Origin of the sequence: Falsiphaeobacter marinintestinus (genome assembly GCF_007923355.1) — a bacterium.
GTDB classification, from domain to species: domain Bacteria; phylum Pseudomonadota; class Alphaproteobacteria; order Rhodobacterales; family Rhodobacteraceae; genus Phaeobacter_A; species Phaeobacter_A marinintestinus.
This window is the reverse complement of the sequence record NZ_VOGO01000010.1, coordinates 98,684-115,346: the sequence shown is the minus strand read 5'-3', so window position 1 is coordinate 115,346 and position 16,663 is coordinate 98,684. Positions and strand designations below refer to the sequence as shown.

The window sequence follows — 16,663 nt, the reverse complement described above, 5'->3', positions numbered from 1 at the left end:
TGACTGGATTTTACCGCTTGGCGTTGACGTATCCCGGTTCTAGCGTGCGGGAAAAGGAGACTCAGATGACCAACAAGATCCGCAGCCTTTGCAACGCGCAGTACGTGCAGGAAAGCGTCTGATGCGGATAGCGATGTGGTCCGGGCCGCGAAACCTGTCGACAGCGATGATGTACAGTTTCGCCGCCCGGGATGACTGTGAAGTCGTCGATGAGCCTTTTTACGCAGCCTATCTTGCGTTGACCGGACTAGAGCACCCGATGCGGGCCGAGATCCTGCAATCGCAATCGCAAGATCCGAACACGGTAATAGAGCAGTTATGTGGCTCTAACTCGGATCAAAACAGGCATTTCTATCAAAAGCATATGACCCAACATATGCTGGATGACATCCCACGAGACTGGATACGCGAAATGCGCAATGTGTTTCTGATCCGCCATCCAGCACGAGTGATTTCTTCATATGCGGCCAAGCGTGAAAACCCGACTCTGGACGACATCGGGTTTCAGCAACAAGCTGAGCTGTTTGACGAGGTACTCAATTGGGGTGGGGAGCCGGTGGTGATTGACAGCCACGATATTCGGGCCGACCCCGAAGCCGCTTTGCGTCGGCTTTGCACGGCCATCGAACTGGAGTTCACGCCGAAGATGCTGAGTTGGACCATGGGCGGACATCCCAACGACGGTATCTGGGCTAAGCATTGGTACGGGGCTGTTTGGCAAAGCACTGGATTTGCCGATCCTGAGGGGCCGTTGCCTAAGGTGCCCGACCACCTGACGTCTGTTCTGGAAGCGGCTTTGCCGTTTTATGAAAAGCTGTCAGCCCAGAAGATCTGTATGGACGGGCAGCGTTAAGCTGCCCAATCCCTTACTTCAGCCGACGGTTTCTGGCGGCGATCAATTTCAGGCGCAAAGCGTTCAGCTGAATGAACCCCGCAGCGTCCTTCTGATCATAGGCGCCTGCATCGTCTTCGAAAGTCACATGCTCTTCAGAATAGAGCGAGTGTTCGGACCAACGTCCAACGGTCGAGGCCAGCCCTTTGTACAAACGCACGCGGACGGTTCCGGTGACATGTTCCTGGCTTTTGTCGATGGCGGCCTGCAGCATCTCGCGTTCGGGGCTGTACCAGAACCCGTTATAGATCAGCTCGGCATATTGCGGCATCAGCTGGTCTTTCAGGTGCATTGCGCCGCGATCCATGGTGATCGATTCGATGCCCCGATGCGCCTCAAGCAGGACGGTTCCACCCGGAGTTTCGTAGATACCGCGCGATTTCATGCCAACAAAACGGCCTTCGACAAGGTCAAGTCGACCGATGCCGTGTTTGCCGCCCAGTTCATTCAGTTTGGTCAGGATGGTTGCAGGTGACATCGCCTCACCATTGATGCTGACCGCGTCGCCTTTTAGAAACCCGATCTCGATATATTCGGCCTCGTTCGGGGCGTCCTCGGGGTTGACGGTGCGCTGATAGACATAATCGGGGGCCTGAACAGCCGGGTCTTCCAGTACTTTGCCCTCGGACGAAGTGTGCAGAAGGTTTGCGTCGACCGAAAACGGTGCTTCACCGCGTTTATCCTTGGCGACCGGAATCTGGTTTTGTTCGGCGAACTCAAGCAGCTTCGTACGCGACGACAGATCCCATTCCCGCCAGGGTGCGATCACCTTGATGTCCGGGTTCAGCGCATACGCAGCAAGTTCAAAGCGTACCTGATCGTTGCCTTTTCCTGTGGCACCATGCGCGACAGCGTCGGCACCGGTTTCTTCGGCAATCTCGATCAGACGCTTTGAGATCAACGGGCGGGCAATCGATGTGCCCAGCAGGTAAACACCTTCGTATTGAGCATTCGCGCGAAACATCGGGAACACAAAATCGCGGACAAACTCTTCGCGGACATCTTCGATATAAATGTTTTCGGGCTTGATCCCCAAAAGCTCGGCCTTGGCGCGTGCCGGCTCAAGCTCTTCGCCCTGACCAAGGTCGGCGGTGAAGGTAATCACCTCACACCCATACTCGGTTTGCAGCCATTTCAGAATGATCGAGGTATCAAGGCCACCGGAATAGGCCAACACGACTTTTTTGGGCGCGGACATGTCAAATTTTCCTTACTACGGTATCGCAGCGCCGATATCGGGTTTTGAACGTATGGGCAAGGTGTCGGCAGTTGAGATGCCGACACTGGACGCGTTTACAGGCTCCAATGCCAAAAAGAGGCTCAGGCGGACCCTGTTCAAACCGATCTGGCATGCCGCGATGAAGGTCTTCGATAAGGTGCGAGGCGAACTTGCCTCTGTCGTTGCAATATCGCATTGATCGGCCATGACTGATTTCATTATCCGCGCCCGCGCTGCCGAACAGGCCATGCGCGATGTCTTTCCCGTTACTCCGCTGCAGCGGAACGCTATGTTGTCCGACCGGTTTGGCGCTGACATTTGGCTGAAGCGCGAGGATCTGAGCCCGGTCCGATCTTACAAGATCAGGGGCGCATATAACGCAATGCGCAAACAGCCGGATCAAGACCTGTTCGTGTGCGCGAGCGCCGGAAACCATGCGCAGGGCGTAGCCTTCATGTGCAGGCATTTGGGGGTAAAAGGCGTTATCTTCATGCCAGTGACGACTCCGCAGCAGAAGATTCAAAAGACCCGGATGTTTGGCGGTGATCAGATCGAAATCCATCTGATTGGCGACTATTTCGACGACACGTTGGCCGCGGCGCAGACATGGTGCGCTGAAAAGGGCGGTCATTTTCTGTCGCCCTTTGACGATGCAGACGTGATCGAAGGCCAGGCCTCGGTCGCCGTCGAAATCGAACAACAACTTGGTCGGGCACCGGACAATGTGATCCTGCCCGTTGGCGGTGGCGGCATGTCGTCAGGAGTGACGACCTGGTTCGGGGACCGGACGCATTGCCTGTTTGTCGAACCGGCAGGCGGGGCCTGTTTGCGTGCAGCATTGGCAGCAGGGCATCCAGTGTCGCTGGATCATGTCGATACATTTGTGGATGGCGCGGCAGTGGGTCGAATCGGCGAACAACCTTTCGATCTGCTGAAAAATCGGCATTTGTCGGATGTTATGGTGCTGTCGGAAGACCGGATATGCGTGACCATGATCGAGATGCTGAATGTCGAAGGCATTGTTCTGGAGCCAGCCGGAGCACTTTCTGTCGCTGCGATCGAGAATGTTCAGTCCTTCGTTCGTGGGCGCACTGTCGTTTGTGTGACATCCGGCGGGAATTTCGATTTCGAACGGCTGCCTGAGGTCAAAGAACGGGCGCAGCGTTGTCTTGGGGTCAAGAAATACTTCATTCTTCGGCTGCCTCAGCGCCCCGGTGCTTTGAAAGAATTTCTGGGTATTCTGGGCCCCGAAGACGATATCGCGCGATTTGAATACATGAAGAAATCGGCCCGAAATTTCGGATCAGTGTTGATTGGGCTCGAAACCAGCAAGCCAGAAAATTTTGTACGCCTGTTCGCGCATCTGGATGATGCCGGGTTTACCTATACGGACATTACAAACGATGAAACACTGGCGCAGTTCGTGATCTGATTTGCCTCAGGCCGCGACCCGTTTTGGGAGCTCGGCTATGAATACCGCCCGGGATGCTTCGTAACCGTCGAGGATTTCGTTAAGATTCACTTTGCTGGCACGACCGCTCGCGGCCATCCTCTCTCCGTCTTGGCACAACGCTGAGAACGCGGCAAAACCTAGGTTCAGCGCACTGCCTTTCAGAAAATGCAGATCTTGTTCCAGATCATCCATGTTAGATCCAAACCTGAGACGGGTTGTAACCACGTCAACTTCTTCAAGGAACAATTCGACAACCTCTTTGAAGTCTTCTTCGCCGATCTCGTTGCGTAGTTCGCTGACACGCGACCATTGTATCATCTGACACCTGTAACATTCACGTCCCGGACCGCCTGCAGGCTAGGATGACGACGTAAAGGATCGGTTAAAATCTGCAGGGTCGGTGAATGTCAGGGTTTCACCCCTTGTTAATGTTCCTGTTGGATTGTCACCACAGTCGGTTTGCTAGTGTACTGGAGGGGGGTTCGTGGGGCCCGGTGTGGATGTTCAGAACCAGATTGATCCTGCCTCCGGTTCGATCAAACGTGTGCTGGTTGTCGATGATAGCCGGCTGCAGCGCCGTATACTGACCAGCTCATTGAAAAAATGGGGTTTTGATGTGGTCGAGGCCGACAGCGGTGAAGCCGCAATGCAAATCTGTGAAACCGCGCCACCCGATCTGGTGCTGAGCGACTGGATGATGCCTGGGATGAGCGGCCCGGATTTCTGCAGGGGGTTTCGCGCGTTGCCGTCCGAAGAATACGTGTACTTTATTCTTTTAACCTCGAAGAGCGAAAAGAACGAAGTGGCCCAGGGGCTGGATGCCGGGGCGGACGACTTCTTGATCAAGCCTGTGAATTCGAACGAGTTGCGTGCCCGGATTGCCGCCGGTGACCGCATCTTGGGTATGCAGCGGGAATTGTCAGAAAAAAACCGTGTGATCTCGGACACTTTGAACGAACTCAAAGGTCTGTACGACGCCATCGATCAGGACTTGATTCAAGCCCGAAAGATCCAGGAATCGCTGGTGCCGGACCTCTCGCGGGAATTCGGAAAATCCCGCGTCAGTCTGTTGCTGAAGCCTTGTGGGCATATTGGCGGTGATCTTGTTGGTATGTTCTCACCCGGAGAAAACCGGGTTGGTTTTTACGGTATAGACGTGTCGGGCCATGGTATCACCTCGGCTATGATGACGGCGCGATTGGGTGGATATTTGTCGAGCAGTTACTTTGACCAGAACGTGGCGATGGAACGGCAACTCGATAAGTCCTTCGCATTGCGGGCACCCTCGGCGGTGGCAGAAGACTTGAATACCCGTTTGATCGCAGATACCGGTGTCGAAGAGTATTTCACGATGGTTTACGCCACAGTCGACTTGGGCAATGGGCATCTCAGAATGGTGCAGGCCGGACATCCCAATCCGCTTCTTTTGCGCAAGGACGGATCGGCCGAGTTCATCGGTCAGGGTGGCGTACCCATCGGGCTGATGCCGGATCTGACCTGGGAACAGTCTGACCATTGGTTGGATCCGGGTGACCGCATCATGATCTATTCCGACGGCTTCACAGAATGCGAGCTCTCGAACGGCACGATGCTGGAAGAGAACGGTTTGGTTGATCTTGTCAATCGCTGTACCAAAGGCCGGTCGGGACCAGAGTTTCTGGAAGACCTGTTTTGGAATCTAACCCAAATCATGTCACCTGGTCATGGATTGACGGATGATGTGTCGGCGACAGTGTTTGAATACAACGGCCCCTAACCACAGATCCCACGCGCGAACCGGTCGGCAAAATGCCGGTCGCCTGAATTCCCCAACGCCATCGCCGCTTGTGCAGGTGCCATCCATACAGCGTCATGGCCGGGTTCGGTGGGCGGACCCATTTCCAGAACGGGCAGGGCGACGTAAATCAGGCATATCTTTTCGGCCCACATGTCGTATTCCGGCATGTACACAAATCGACGAAATGCGCCTACGCGGCGTGGGGCCGAAATGTGCCAACCGGTTTCTTCGAAAACCTCGCGATGCAGCGCGGCCACCGGTGATTCCCCAGGGTCGATGCCGCCGCCGGGCAATTGCAGATCGGGCCCGGGTTCGGCCTGAACAGTCAAAAGCAAGGCCCCTTCGCGTGGCAACAATGCATAGGCCCCGGCGCGTCTTGTGTACCGTTGACCGGGTATTGGGGCCTCTCCGAACCGTGGTATCATGCGATTGGCCCTTTTATCCCTGCTTGTCCGACCTATATACGCGCGGTATGCCAATCTGAGGCGTGTAAGGAAACCCCATGACGATCGGATCAAAACTTGCGTGGGACGACACCGTCCTGCCCTTTCAACTTGATGTATCGGATATGCGCGGCCGCGTTGCCCGTTTGGACGGCGTGCTTGACGGTATTCTAAAACAGCATGACTACCCGCCCGTCGTCGAAGCGCTGGTGGCCGAGATGGCCCTGCTGACCGCATTGATTGGCCAGACGATCAAGCTGCGTTGGAAATTGTCGCTTCAAGTGCAGTCCAAGGGCGCGGTGCGGATGATCGCGACCGACTATTATGCCCCCGAGAAAGAAGGCGACCCAGCGCGGATTCGGGCCTATGCGAGCTATGACGCCGACCGGCTGACGGATGGGGCGCCATTTGAACAAGTAGGTGAAGGATATTTCGCGATCCTGATCGACCAAGGTGCCGGGACTCAGCCGTATCAGGGCATTACCCCCTTGGCCCATGGATCGCTCAGCGCATCGGCTGAGGACTATTTTACCCAGTCTGAGCAATTGCCGACACGCTTCAAGGTGAACTTCGGTAAATCCACAGAACCGGGTGCTGACGAACGCTGGCGCGCGGGTGGCGTGATGCTGCAGCAACTGCCCAAAGCGTCGCCATTTGTGGCAACTCAGACCGGAGAAGGCGGAGTTCTGAAGCCTGCCGATCTTTTGGATGGGGACGCCGAAGAAAACTGGAACCGGGTAACGATCCTGCTCAACACGGTTGAAGAGATGGAATTGATCGGTCCGGTTGTTCCTCCCACTGACCTTCTGGTGCGACTGTTCCATGAAGAAGAACCGCGGGTATATGATGCGCAAGCCGTGCGCTTTGGATGCACCTGTTCGGAAGATCGTGTGCGGCAAAGCCTGTCGATCTATTCGGCGCGCGATATCGAAACCATGACGACCGATGAGGGCCGGGTAACAGCAGATTGCCAGTTCTGCGGAGCGCATTACGACCTTGATCCACTAACCGTCGGGTTTGAAGCCACGAAAGAACCCGGTGCGTGATCTGATCTCAAATCTTGAGGCGGCGCTGTCGCGTCCTGGTCACGCGTCGTCCGATTTTGACCTGAACCCGGATGTTGGTCTTCCGCCCGGGCGTACATTGCGCCCAGCAGGGGTGCTGGTGGCGATATCGACCGTGACCGGTGACCCACGACTGATCCTGACAAAGCGGTCTTCGCGTTTGAAGCACCATCCCGGCCAAATTGCGTTTCCCGGCGGCAAGGTCGATGATGGCGATGCCGATGTCGTAGATGCTGCGCTGCGTGAGGCGGACGAAGAAATCGGTCTACCCCGCAATTTGCCGCAAGTACTGGGCACAATGCCCGAGCATGAAACCGTGACCGGGTTTCGGGTTACTCCGGTGATCGCAATCGTTGACCGCGCCTTCGACACTGTTCCTGAACCCGGAGAAGTGGACGAAGCGTTTTCTGTTCCCCTGTCCCACGTTCTGGACCCCGGCAACTACATTATTGAATCGCGCAGGTGGCGGGGCACCCGTCGGCACTATTTTATAGTGCCGTATGGCCCCTATTATATCTGGGGCGCGACAGCCCGGATGTTGCGCGCTCTGGCTGCGCAGATGTCGCAATGATGCGGATAGACGAAACCTGGCTGACAAATCCTGCCACTCAAGCGGTCTGCAAAGCGATTGAAGCCGGCGGGTTTCAGGCGTTGTTTGTTGGCGGGTGCGTCCGCAATGCGCTGATCGGCGCGCCGGTCAATGACATTGATCTATCTACCGATGCCCGCCCGGAAGACGTAGTCAAACTGGCCGAAAAGGCAGGGATCAAGGCGGTCCCGACGGGGATCGACCACGGTACAGTGACCCTTGTCAAAGACGATATCCCACACGAGGTCACCACGTTTCGCATGGATATCGAAACAGATGGGCGTCGTGCGGTCATCGCGTTTTCTGACAATGTGGAAGAGGATGCAGCCCGCCGCGATTTCACGATGAACGCACTTTATGCGCGGCCTGACGGCACGGTTTTGGACCCTCTGAATGGGATGCCGGATCTTGTGGCGCGTCGGGTCCGGTTTATCGGAAAGGCCGAAGATCGAATTCACGAAGATTATCTTCGGTCGCTGCGTTACTTCCGATTCCACGCTTGGTATGGTGACGATCAGGCAGGGTTTGATCCCGAAGCGCTGTCGGCTATTGCCCTGAATCTCGACGGGCTGTCGCGTCTATCGCACGAGCGGATCGGGGCCGAGATGCTTAAACTGCTGGCTGCACCTGATCCTGCGCCGTCTGTCGCGGCGATGCGATCAACCGGGGCGCTGGCGCAATTGTTGCCGGGTTCGGATGACCGTGCTTTGGCGCCGCTGGTTCATCAGGAATCGCTGGTTGGTGTTGGGCCGGATGGCCTGAGGCGGTTGACCGCGCTTGGTGCGTTGGATGTTGCCAACGCTCTTAGGCTAAGCCGTGCACAGACAGCGCGTGTTGCAAAGTTGTCCCAAGCTGTTGGTAGCTTGGCTGACCCGGCTGAATTGGGATATCGGCTGAAACAAACCGACGCGACCGATGCCTTGTTGTTGCGATCTGCGATGTTAGAGCAGCCGATGCCGCCGAACGCTGCCAATCTTATCGAACAAGGTGCGCAGGCAAAGTTTCCCGTCCAAGCCCGCGATTTGATGCCAGCCTATCAGGGACCTGCGCTGGGCACCCGTATGAAAGCTTTGGAAGCTGCCTGGATCGCATCTGGATTTGCCCTGACCAAGGCAGAGTTGTTGAAACACCCGGACTAAACCGGCGCACAACTGGGTGTGCCCTATTGCAGAGTGACATTTTTGTCGGGATCAGTTACCCCGTAAGGTATCAATCTGTCGGAGGAATACGCATGTATCACGGGATCTGGAACACACTCGGCTGAGTCACCCGTCCCGTTCGGGTGGCCTGACCGTTGTTCACGCCACCATTGCGTCTAATTTTGCTCAAATTCAGGAGCACCCGACATGTTTCGATACTTTGAAAATCTTGTAGACCCCTATTGCGATTATCCCGAAAAAGACCGGCCTCCGACTGATCTTTGGCCGTTCATGAAGGATTACGCCCGACCGTTTCGGCGGGTGTTCATCTGGACCGCACTTTTGTCCGTCGTCGTTGCCGCGATCGAGATCGGCCTGATCTATTACATGGGCCGTGTTGTTGACCTTTTGTCTGGATCGCCTGTGCAGGTCTGTGCAGATCACGGGCTTGAGCTGATCTTGCTGGCGCTGTTCATCCTGTTCCTGCGTCCGGCGATTCATGTGCTGGACGTGCTGCTTTTGAACAACGGAGTTTTGCCCAATTTCGGAACTCTGATCCGATACCGGGCCCACAAACACGTTCTGCGCCAATCGGTTGGATGGTTCGAAAACGATTTTGCAGGACGGATTGCCAACCGCATCATGCAGACACCGCCCGCCGCAGGCGAGGCGGTATTTCAGGTGTTCGATGCAATCACCTTTTCGCTGTCCTATATGATCGGTGCGGGCATATTGCTGGCGACATCTGACATTCGTCTGACCATTCCCATGCTGATCTGGTTTGTGTTGTATGCCTTGCTGATCAAATGGACAGTCAAGCGGGTTGGTCCCGCGTCGCAGGCTGCGTCCGATGCGCGCTCGGCTGTGACGGGTCGCGTGGTCGATGCCTATACCAACATCCATTCGGTCAAGATGTTCGCACATCATGAAAGTGAAATGGACTACGCCAAAGAGGCTATCGAGAAAAGCCGCCAGACGTTCCAAGCCGAAATGCGGATCTATACGGCTATGGATATCATGCTGGTCACGTTGAACGGTGTTCTGATTGTCGGTGTGGTCGGCTGGGGTATCGCGCTTTGGATGCAGGGGCAGGCCTCGGTTGGGGTTGTTGCCGCGGCCACCGCGCTGACGTTGCGCCTAAACGCAATGACCGGTTGGATCATGTGGGCGCTGACCTCGTTCTTCCGCAGCCTTGGGGTTGTGGCCGAAGGAATGGAGACGATCGCGCAGCCTATTGATCTGGTCGACGCGCCCGACGCCAAGCCGCTTGAGCTGACGGACGGGCGGATCGAATTGCATGACGTATCGCACCATTATGGACGCGGGGCGGGTGGTCTGGACCGAATTACCCTGACGATTGAGCCGGGCGAAAAGATTGGTTTGATCGGACGGTCTGGCGCGGGCAAATCCACTTTGGTCAAACTGTTGCTCAGGTTCTATGATTCCGAAGGCGGCCAGACCTTGATCGACGGGCAGGACATTTCTACCGTGACGCAGGACAGCCTGCGCCGTCAGATCGGCATGGTGCAACAAGACAGCGCGCTGTTGCATCGGTCGGTGCGTGACAACCTGCTGTATGGTCGCCCGGATGCAACAGAGGCCCAAATGATCGAGTCGGCGAAGCAGGCCGAAGCGCATGATTTCATTCTCGATCTTGAAGACCCGCAGGGGCGCAAGGGATATGATGCCCATGTTGGTGAGCGCGGCGTGAAGCTATCTGGCGGTCAGCGCCAACGGGTGACGCTGGCTCGTGTGATCCTGAAAGATGCGCCGATCCTACTGCTGGATGAGGCGACCAGTGCGCTTGATAGCGAAGTTGAGGCAGCAATTCAGCAAACGCTGTATGGTATGATGCAGGGCAAGACCGTGATTGCCATTGCGCACCGGCTGTCGACCATCGCCCAAATGGACCGCATTCTGGTGATGGATCGGGGTCACATCGTTGAAGAGGGCAATCATGCTGACCTCTTGGCGCAGAACGGGCTTTATGCCCAGTTCTGGGCGCGCCAATCCGGTGGGTTTTTGAAGACGGACGAAGATACAGAGGCGGCAGAATGAGGATTGGCGATCTGATTGATCCGTTCCGCCCCGCAGAAGGGCCGCCGCCGCAAACCTTGGTCGCGTTTCTGACCTGGTGTCTGAGTGGTTCCTGGCCTGCATTGATCGGCGCGGCGGCAATTTCATCGGTTGCCGGGGCGATGGAAGCGGGAACTGCGCTGATGCTGGGGTTGGTGGTCGATACTGCGAATGGCAGTGATCCGGCAAACCTGTTTCAGCCTCCGCATGTGTGGCCTCTGATCGCGGCCGTGGTGTTTTTCCTTTTGGCGCGCCCGATCATGTTCGGCCTGTCGGCCACAGCGAACTCGGTCGTTGTTGGTCCGAATGTCAGCCCGATGGTATTGGCACGGCTGAATCGTTGGACGCTGGGCCAGTCGGTCGAGTTCTTTGACAACGATTTCGCCGGACGAATCGCCCAGAAACAGATGCAGACCGCAGGTGCAGTGACCAATGTCGCGGTTGAATCGATCAATGTCGTGGCCTTTGCACTGGCATCAATGGTGGGGTCTGTTCTGTTGCTAAGCTCGATCAGTGGTCGGGTGACCTTGGTCTTTCTCGCCTGGCTTTGCGTCTATTTGTTGCTGATTCGCTGGTTTTTGCCGCGCGTACGGATTCGCGCGGCAAAACGGGCAGCAACGCGGGCCGTGGTGTCAGGTCAGATCGTCGATACGATCACTAACATCAAGACCGTGAAATTGTTCGCCCATGCCGACTACGAAACCCGTACTGCGATGGGCGTGCTGGACGAGTACCGCGAAAGCGCTTTGGGTTTTGGTACATTGGCGGCGCTTTTTCGGTTTTGCCTGATGACACTGGCCGGGCTGTTGCCGGTTTTGCTGATTGGGACCACCCTGTTGCTGTGGCAGGCAGGCACGGCCACGACGGGCGAGATTGTGGCGGCAGGCGCTGTGGCGATCCGGGTGGCGCAGATGACCGGATGGGTCAGTTTCGCAATGATGGGGATCTATTCCGATATTGGCGAAGTCGAAGACGGAATGAACACGCTGACTCCGCGTACCCGGTTGGAAGATGCGCCCGGTGCCCGTGACCTGCAGGTGCGGCGCGGTGAGATCGTTTTTGACAAGGTCAGCTTTGGCTATGGTCGGGACGTCGGTGGCGTGCGTGATATTGATCTCACAATTCATGCGGGCGAAAAGCTGGGAATCGTCGGCGCATCGGGGGCCGGGAAATCGTCGCTCGTGTCGCTTTTGCTTAGGCTGTATCAGGGTGAAGAAGGCGAAATCCGCATTGATGGACAGAATATCGATGACGTAACGCAATCTAGTTTGCGGCTTCAGATCGGTATGGTCACGCAGGAAACGGCGATGTTCAATCGCCCGGCTCGCGACAACATTCTGTATGGTCGTCCCGATGCTTCCGAGGCCGAAATGATTGCAGCGGCGAAGAGGGCCGAAGCGGATACGTTCATCCAGCAACTACAGGATCATAAGGGCCGAAAAGGGTATGACGCGTTTCTAGGGGAACGCGGTGTCAAGCTGTCGGGCGGTCAGCGCCAGCGAATCGCGCTGGCGCGTGCCATTCTGAAAGACGCGCCAATCTTGGTTCTGGACGAGGCGACATCAGCCCTGGACAGTGAAGTCGAGGCAGCGATTCAAACTGCGTTGCATCGGGTCATGGAAGGCAAGACCGTGCTGGCCATCGCGCACCGTCTTTCGACGTTATCCGAAATGGACCGCATTCTGGTGATGGATAATGGACGGATTGTCGAAATCGGCAGTCATGATGAACTGTTGGCCAAAGGTGGGCAGTACGCCCAGTTCTGGGATCGGCAATCGGGCGGGTTTATCCAGACAGAAGCCGCCGAATAGGGGTGCAGGCAAAAGGGGGCTTTGCCCCCGTCGCCATTCTGGCGACTCCCCCAGAGTATTTACGAAAGAGAAGAATGAAAGAGCGATGCACCGAGTGATGATCGTGCATCTGACATCGGCCGCGAAGGTGCGGCACGTACAGTCGGACCTCGACAGCGGGCGAACTTAACGGCAAGAAACCCTGCATGGAAAGTTATCAGATTGAACGATTGGGTCATCAGGGTGACGGCATAGCTGCCGGTCCTGTTTTTGCGGCACGGACTTTGCCGGGTGAAACCGTAACGGGGTCGCTGGACGGCACGCGGTTAAGCGAAGTTCGCATCGAAACTCCATCAGAGCATCGCGTGCAGCCGCCATGTCGGCACTATAAATCCTGTGGTGGGTGTCAACTGCAACATGCGTCAGACGATTTTGTGGCGGAATGGAAAGTACAGACAGTTGGTATAGCCCTGAGTGCGCAGGGGCTTGAGACCGATCTTCGCCCTATCAAAACCTCTCCGGCACGGTCTCGTCGGCGGGCGACGCTGGCGGTGCGGCGCACCAAAAAGGGCGCATTGGTCGGGTTTCATGGCCGCGCGTCTGACACGATCATTGAAATCCCCGAATGCCAATTGCTAATGCCCGAACTTTTGGGCGCGATCCCCATCTGTGAACGTCTGGCCGTGCTGGGGGCAAGCCGTAAGACGGCGCTGGCTGTCACTGTAACCGCTTCTGGTGGCGGTCTGGATCTGTCTGTTACCGGCGGCAAACCATTGGACGGACCTTTGGAATCAGCACTTGCTCAGTTGGTTGAGCAAACCGGATTGGCCCGCTTGGCATGGGATGGTGAAGTTGTCGCGATGCGGCAGGCACCGACACAAGTATTTGGCAAGGCCACCGTCACGCCGCCAGCCGGCGGTTTTCTTCAGGCCACGCGCGAAGGCGAAGCAGCTTTGCTCGATGCAGTGCGTGAAACCGTCGGTTCAGCCCGGCGCATTGCCGACCTTTTTGCAGGGTGCGGCACATTCAGTTTGCCGCTGGCTGAGCAGGCCCAGGTACATGCGGTCGAAGGTGATGCGGTTATGACCGACGCGTTGGACCGCAGTTGGCGGTTTACCGAAGGGCTTAAGAAAGTCACGACTGAAACACGCGATTTGTTCCGAAGGCCGCTTTTGCCGGATGAACTGGCCAGCTTCGAAGCCGTTGTTCTTGATCCGCCGCGCGCAGGCGCTGATGCTCAGGTGGCCGAACTGGTGCAGGCACAGGTGCCGGTCATCGCCTATGTGTCCTGCAATCCTGTTACATTCGCGCGCGACGCCAAAACGTTGACGGACGCCGGATATTGCCTGAATTGGGTGCAGGTCGTCGATCAGTTCCGCTGGTCGGCGCATGTGGAGCTTGCAGCTTCTTTTACGCTGACCCATATGACCAAGGACTGAGGCAGGAGCCAACACTATGGATACCAGATCCCGACTGGACGCTGTCCTTGAGGGACCCGCGTTCGGAAACTTTATAACCGCCGTCATCGTGGTCAATGCGGTGCTGTTGGGGATGGAAACCTCGGACACGCTCATGGAGCGGGTGGGACCATTGATCAAGGTGCTCGATGGGTTGTGCCTGGTGATCTTCGTGGTTGAGATCGGGCTGAAGATGGTGGCGCAGCGCGCCCGCTTCTTTACCAATGGCTGGAACGTGTTCGATTTCGTGATCGTAGGAATCGCCCTTGTTCCGGGGGGTCAGGGTCTGTCGGTTCTGCGCGCGCTCAGAATCCTGCGGGTGCTGCGGGTGATTTCAGTTGCACCGCGTTTGCGACGGGTGGTCGAAGGGTTCATAACTGCGCTGCCAGGAATGGGCAGCGTGTTCCTGTTGATGGCGATCATCTTCTACATCGGCTCGGTCATTGCGACCAATTTGTTTGCGTCAACATTTCCTGACTTTTTCGGGACGCTGGCGCTGTCTGCCTATTCCTTGTTCCAGATCATGACGCTGGAAAGCTGGTCGATGGGAATCGTCCGCCCGGTGATGGAAGTTTATCCTTATGCTTGGGTATTCTTCGTTCCCTTCATCATGATCACCACATTTGCAGTGGTGAACCTGCTGGTGGGCCTGATCGTGAACTCGATGCAGGAAGCACATGATGCAGAAGAACTGGAACGGACAGCGGCCTATCGTGATGAGGTGATGTTGCGGCTTGAGGCGATTGAGCGCAAAGTTGACAGCGTCTCGCCGACGCAAGGCCGATCTGCAGAAATGTGATTTCGAAAACACATGAAGATCGTGTAAAGAATCGTCGAGGCAGTTAAAAAAAGAGTAACGGTATGCTTAGACGTGAATTTGGCATTGGGGTGCTGGCCACCGCGGCCATAGCTGGCTGTACCCAGTCCAGCAAGTTTCAGCGGTACTTCGGGCCCCCGGTCACATCTATTGTGGTGAACAAGGGCGCGCGCAGCATGTATTTGCTGCACAACGAAGACATCCTTGAAAGCTATAAGGTCGATCTTGGGTTTGCGCCGGTGGGACACAAGAATTTCAAGGGCGATGGCAAAACGCCCGAAGGCACTTATCTGATCGACCGTCGTAACCCGAACAGCAGCTTTCATCTGTCGGTTGGTCTTTCTTACCCCAACTCGCAGGATATCGCGCGGGCCAAAGCGGCGGGCCTGTCGCCTGGCGGTGACATCTTTATTCACGGCCAACCCACAAAAGGCAAAGCCAAAGGTTCAGATTGGACCGCAGGCTGTATTGCTGTGAAAAACAAGGAAATCGAACAGATCTATGCGATGGTGCAAACCGGTACGCTGATCTCGCTTCGCGCCTGATGATCGGGCGGTGTCAGCCGCCCATTATCATCGTCCACCAGAGTTTGCCGCTGGATTCCTGGTGCCAGGCGAACCCCATATTGACCGCGTTGGGATCCATGATGACCGATCGCGTTCCGGGTTCTTCCATCCACGCAGCCAGCGTTTCCAACTCGGTTTCGTACGTTTCTGAGATGTTTTCACCCAACATGGCGCCGGTATAGCCAGCACGTCGGACCCGGTCGATGGGCGACGATCCGTCTGATCCAAAATGCCAAGGCCGGTTTTGCACAGACATGTCGCGTGAATGGGTTGCGGCGGCAGCTGTCAGGTTTGAGTTCAGCTGGACAGTGTTCAGACCAGACGCCGTGCGTAAAGCGTTGACTGAATCCAGAATCCGGAACTGCACTTTCGACGTTTCAGAGCCACGAATTCTGTAAACCTGAGGCAAGGGTTTGCCATCCGCGCCCAGTTGGGACGTGCTGTTTGAGGTGTCACAGGCCGAGAGCACAATAAGCCCGGTCAAAAGCAGAGATAGGATACGCAACATGGTCTACCTTACGTTCTGAATCGCAATTGCATCTAGCCCGCCAAAGCGTTGAGCGCAAACTCACAACCCTGTCAAATCTGAAGATCGCTGTGGTTTGATTTGCGAGTGCAGCTTTCCGGCCATATTATAGGCCAGAATCTGACTGCCAGAGCCCCGGGAGATCTGCACCACATGTCGAAGAAAACCCTGTTCACACCGACACGCCGCCGCTTTCTGGCCGGAACTGCCGCTTTGATCGGAAGCCCCGCTTTTGCGACTGAAGAGGAAGAAACCTATGATCCTTTGCGGCCCGAGCCCGAGCCGGAACCAGCAGTTCGGCGCAATATCTCTAGCTTTAAGGCGCTGCATTGGGGGCCTTACTTCAGCAACCTGAAGAACGGTGCCGTTCTGGTCGACACCACATCGCGTGCGCTGCATTTTTGGTCGGAAGACGAATCACTGTACAAGCTGTATCCGTCCAGCGTGCCTCTGACCGACGAAATGACCCGCCGAGGGCGCACCAGTGTGATTCGCAAAGTGGAAGGCCCAAGCTGGTCACCAACACCGTCGATGAAGAAGCGGAACCCGGAATGGCCATCCTATATTGAACCCGGCCCCGACAATCCGCTTGGGACGCACGCATTGTATCTAAGTTGGAAGTACTATCGGATCCACGGAACACACGATACGCGCAAGATCGGGCGCAAGTCGTCGAACGGATGCATCGGTCTTTACAACCAACACATCTCAGAGCTGTTTTCACTGACTAAAGTGGGCACACAGGTGTTGCTTATTTGACGACATTTCGCCGCCGCACGCCTCGGATTGACTAACAAGCATTTGCATTTGGGCGGTTTAGCTGGTTAGAAAAAGTCACGAGGTAAGTCTTGGCTG

At 56.2% G+C, this 16,663-nt stretch carries 17 protein-coding genes; 13 read left to right on the top strand and 4 right to left on the bottom strand.

Annotated elements, in window-relative coordinates; all coding sequences use genetic code 11:
- Positions 1-121: 121 nt before the first annotated feature.
- The gene (locus FOY56_RS18860; RefSeq protein WP_146347642.1) at positions 122-853 is read left to right on the top strand and encodes a sulfotransferase-like domain-containing protein; all 732 of its coding nucleotides are present in this window, start codon (positions 122-124) and stop codon (positions 851-853) included.
- 13 nt (positions 854-866) lie between these two features.
- Here FOY56_RS18860 and FOY56_RS18855 read toward each other — a convergent pair whose 3' ends face one another.
- Complete coding sequence (locus tag FOY56_RS18855; RefSeq protein ID WP_146347640.1) at positions 867-2,090, bottom strand: argininosuccinate synthase; 1,224 nt, start codon at positions 2,088-2,090, stop codon at positions 867-869.
- Here FOY56_RS18855 and FOY56_RS18850 point away from each other — a divergent pair.
- Together FOY56_RS18850 and ilvA are read left to right on the top strand one after the other, a co-directional pair.
- Complete coding sequence (locus FOY56_RS18850; protein ID WP_146347638.1) at positions 2,089-2,310, top strand: hypothetical protein; 222 nt, start codon at positions 2,089-2,091, stop codon at positions 2,308-2,310. The two genes, FOY56_RS18855 and FOY56_RS18850, sit on opposite strands and share 2 nt — an antisense overlap.
- 6 nt (positions 2,311-2,316) lie before the next feature.
- Positions 2,317-3,543 carry a threonine ammonia-lyase IlvA gene (gene ilvA / locus FOY56_RS18845; protein WP_146347636.1) on the top strand — a complete coding sequence of 409 codons (1,227 nt, stop codon included), beginning with the start codon at positions 2,317-2,319 and terminating at the stop codon, positions 3,541-3,543.
- A gap of 6 nt (positions 3,544-3,549) precedes the next feature.
- Here ilvA and FOY56_RS18840 read toward each other — a convergent pair whose 3' ends face one another.
- Positions 3,550-3,882, bottom strand: coding sequence for an Hpt domain-containing protein (locus FOY56_RS18840; protein ID WP_146347634.1), 333 nt, complete (start codon positions 3,880-3,882; stop codon positions 3,550-3,552).
- Between the two features lie 178 nt (positions 3,883-4,060).
- On the opposite strand from FOY56_RS18840, the gene FOY56_RS18835 reads away from it, so the two are divergent.
- Positions 4,061-5,320, top strand: coding sequence for a PP2C family protein-serine/threonine phosphatase (locus FOY56_RS18835; protein ID WP_246139531.1), 1,260 nt, complete (start codon positions 4,061-4,063; stop codon positions 5,318-5,320).
- Here FOY56_RS18835 and FOY56_RS18830 read toward each other — a convergent pair.
- Positions 5,317-5,766 carry an NUDIX hydrolase gene (locus FOY56_RS18830; protein ID WP_146347630.1) on the bottom strand — a complete coding sequence of 150 codons (450 nt, stop codon included), beginning with the start codon at positions 5,764-5,766 and terminating at the stop codon, positions 5,317-5,319. The genes FOY56_RS18835 and FOY56_RS18830 overlap by 4 nt on opposite strands.
- 77 nt (positions 5,767-5,843) lie before the next feature.
- Between FOY56_RS18830 and hslO the strand changes: the two genes are divergently transcribed.
- The 8 genes from hslO (at position 5,844) to FOY56_RS18790 (ending at position 15,261) form a co-directional block, all read left to right on the top strand.
- On the top strand, positions 5,844-6,830 hold the full coding sequence (gene hslO, locus FOY56_RS18825) for an Hsp33 family molecular chaperone HslO (protein ID WP_146347628.1): 987 nt from the start codon (positions 5,844-5,846) through the stop codon (positions 6,828-6,830).
- Positions 6,823-7,419: a CoA pyrophosphatase gene (locus FOY56_RS18820; RefSeq protein WP_146347626.1), complete on the top strand. Its 597-nt coding sequence runs from the start codon at positions 6,823-6,825 to the stop codon at positions 7,417-7,419. Before hslO ends, FOY56_RS18820 begins: the two co-directional genes overlap by 8 nt.
- Complete coding sequence (locus FOY56_RS18815) at positions 7,416-8,576, top strand: CCA tRNA nucleotidyltransferase (RefSeq protein ID WP_146347624.1); 1,161 nt, start codon at positions 7,416-7,418, stop codon at positions 8,574-8,576. Before FOY56_RS18820 ends, FOY56_RS18815 begins: the two co-directional genes overlap by 4 nt.
- A gap of 207 nt (positions 8,577-8,783) precedes the next feature.
- Positions 8,784-10,634 (top strand): ABC transporter ATP-binding protein, encoded by a 1,851-nt coding sequence (locus tag FOY56_RS18810; RefSeq protein ID WP_146347622.1) that lies wholly within the window; start codon positions 8,784-8,786, stop codon positions 10,632-10,634.
- Positions 10,631-12,463 (top strand): ABC transporter ATP-binding protein, encoded by a 1,833-nt coding sequence (locus tag FOY56_RS18805; protein WP_146347620.1) that lies wholly within the window; start codon positions 10,631-10,633, stop codon positions 12,461-12,463. Before FOY56_RS18810 ends, FOY56_RS18805 begins: the two co-directional genes overlap by 4 nt.
- Positions 12,464-12,648: 185 nt before the next feature.
- Positions 12,649-13,881 (top strand): class I SAM-dependent RNA methyltransferase, encoded by a 1,233-nt coding sequence (locus tag FOY56_RS18800; RefSeq protein ID WP_146347618.1) that lies wholly within the window; start codon positions 12,649-12,651, stop codon positions 13,879-13,881.
- Positions 13,882-13,897: 16 nt separating this feature from the next.
- Positions 13,898-14,698 (top strand): ion transporter, encoded by an 801-nt coding sequence (locus FOY56_RS18795; RefSeq protein ID WP_146347616.1) that lies wholly within the window; start codon positions 13,898-13,900, stop codon positions 14,696-14,698.
- Positions 14,699-14,760: 62 nt separating this feature from the next.
- Positions 14,761-15,261 carry a L,D-transpeptidase family protein gene (locus FOY56_RS18790; protein ID WP_146347614.1) on the top strand — a complete coding sequence of 167 codons (501 nt, stop codon included), beginning with the start codon at positions 14,761-14,763 and terminating at the stop codon, positions 15,259-15,261.
- Positions 15,262-15,274: 13 nt separating this feature from the next.
- Here FOY56_RS18790 and dalA read toward each other — a convergent pair whose 3' ends face one another.
- On the bottom strand, positions 15,275-15,790 hold the full coding sequence (gene dalA, locus FOY56_RS18785; RefSeq protein ID WP_146347613.1) for a divisome-associated lipoprotein DalA: 516 nt from the start codon (positions 15,788-15,790) through the stop codon (positions 15,275-15,277).
- Between the two features lie 171 nt (positions 15,791-15,961).
- On the opposite strand from dalA, the gene FOY56_RS18780 reads away from it, so the two are divergent.
- Complete coding sequence (locus FOY56_RS18780; protein ID WP_146347611.1) at positions 15,962-16,567, top strand: L,D-transpeptidase; 606 nt, start codon at positions 15,962-15,964, stop codon at positions 16,565-16,567.
- Positions 16,568-16,663 lie beyond the last annotated feature (96 nt).

What these genes read in the sequence shown, in the direction of transcription:
- hslO (WP_146347628.1), top strand. Translation starts at nt 5,844, where the DNA reads ATGACGATCGGATCAAAACTTGCGTGGGACGACACCGTCCTGCCCTTT.
- FOY56_RS18795 (WP_146347616.1), top strand. Translation starts at nt 13,898, where the DNA reads ATGGATACCAGATCCCGACTGGACGCTGTCCTTGAGGGACCCGCGTTC.
- FOY56_RS18850 (WP_146347638.1), top strand. Translation starts at nt 2,089, where the DNA reads ATGTCAAATTTTCCTTACTACGGTATCGCAGCGCCGATATCGGGTTTT.
- FOY56_RS18840 (WP_146347634.1), bottom strand. Translation starts at nt 3,882, where the DNA reads ATGATACAATGGTCGCGTGTCAGCGAACTACGCAACGAGATCGGCGAA.
- dalA (WP_146347613.1), bottom strand. Translation starts at nt 15,790, where the DNA reads ATGTTGCGTATCCTATCTCTGCTTTTGACCGGGCTTATTGTGCTCTCG.
- FOY56_RS18815 (WP_146347624.1), top strand. Translation starts at nt 7,416, where the DNA reads ATGATGCGGATAGACGAAACCTGGCTGACAAATCCTGCCACTCAAGCG.
- FOY56_RS18855 (WP_146347640.1), bottom strand. Translation starts at nt 2,090, where the DNA reads ATGTCCGCGCCCAAAAAAGTCGTGTTGGCCTATTCCGGTGGCCTTGAT.
- FOY56_RS18800 (WP_146347618.1), top strand. Translation starts at nt 12,649, where the DNA reads ATGGAAAGTTATCAGATTGAACGATTGGGTCATCAGGGTGACGGCATA.
- FOY56_RS18830 (WP_146347630.1), bottom strand. Translation starts at nt 5,766, where the DNA reads ATGATACCACGGTTCGGAGAGGCCCCAATACCCGGTCAACGGTACACA.
- FOY56_RS18860 (WP_146347642.1), top strand. Translation starts at nt 122, where the DNA reads ATGCGGATAGCGATGTGGTCCGGGCCGCGAAACCTGTCGACAGCGATG.
- FOY56_RS18780 (WP_146347611.1), top strand. Translation starts at nt 15,962, where the DNA reads ATGTCGAAGAAAACCCTGTTCACACCGACACGCCGCCGCTTTCTGGCC.
- FOY56_RS18805 (WP_146347620.1), top strand. Translation starts at nt 10,631, where the DNA reads ATGAGGATTGGCGATCTGATTGATCCGTTCCGCCCCGCAGAAGGGCCG.
- ilvA (WP_146347636.1), top strand. Translation starts at nt 2,317, where the DNA reads ATGACTGATTTCATTATCCGCGCCCGCGCTGCCGAACAGGCCATGCGC.
- FOY56_RS18790 (WP_146347614.1), top strand. Translation starts at nt 14,761, where the DNA reads ATGCTTAGACGTGAATTTGGCATTGGGGTGCTGGCCACCGCGGCCATA.
- FOY56_RS18810 (WP_146347622.1), top strand. Translation starts at nt 8,784, where the DNA reads ATGTTTCGATACTTTGAAAATCTTGTAGACCCCTATTGCGATTATCCC.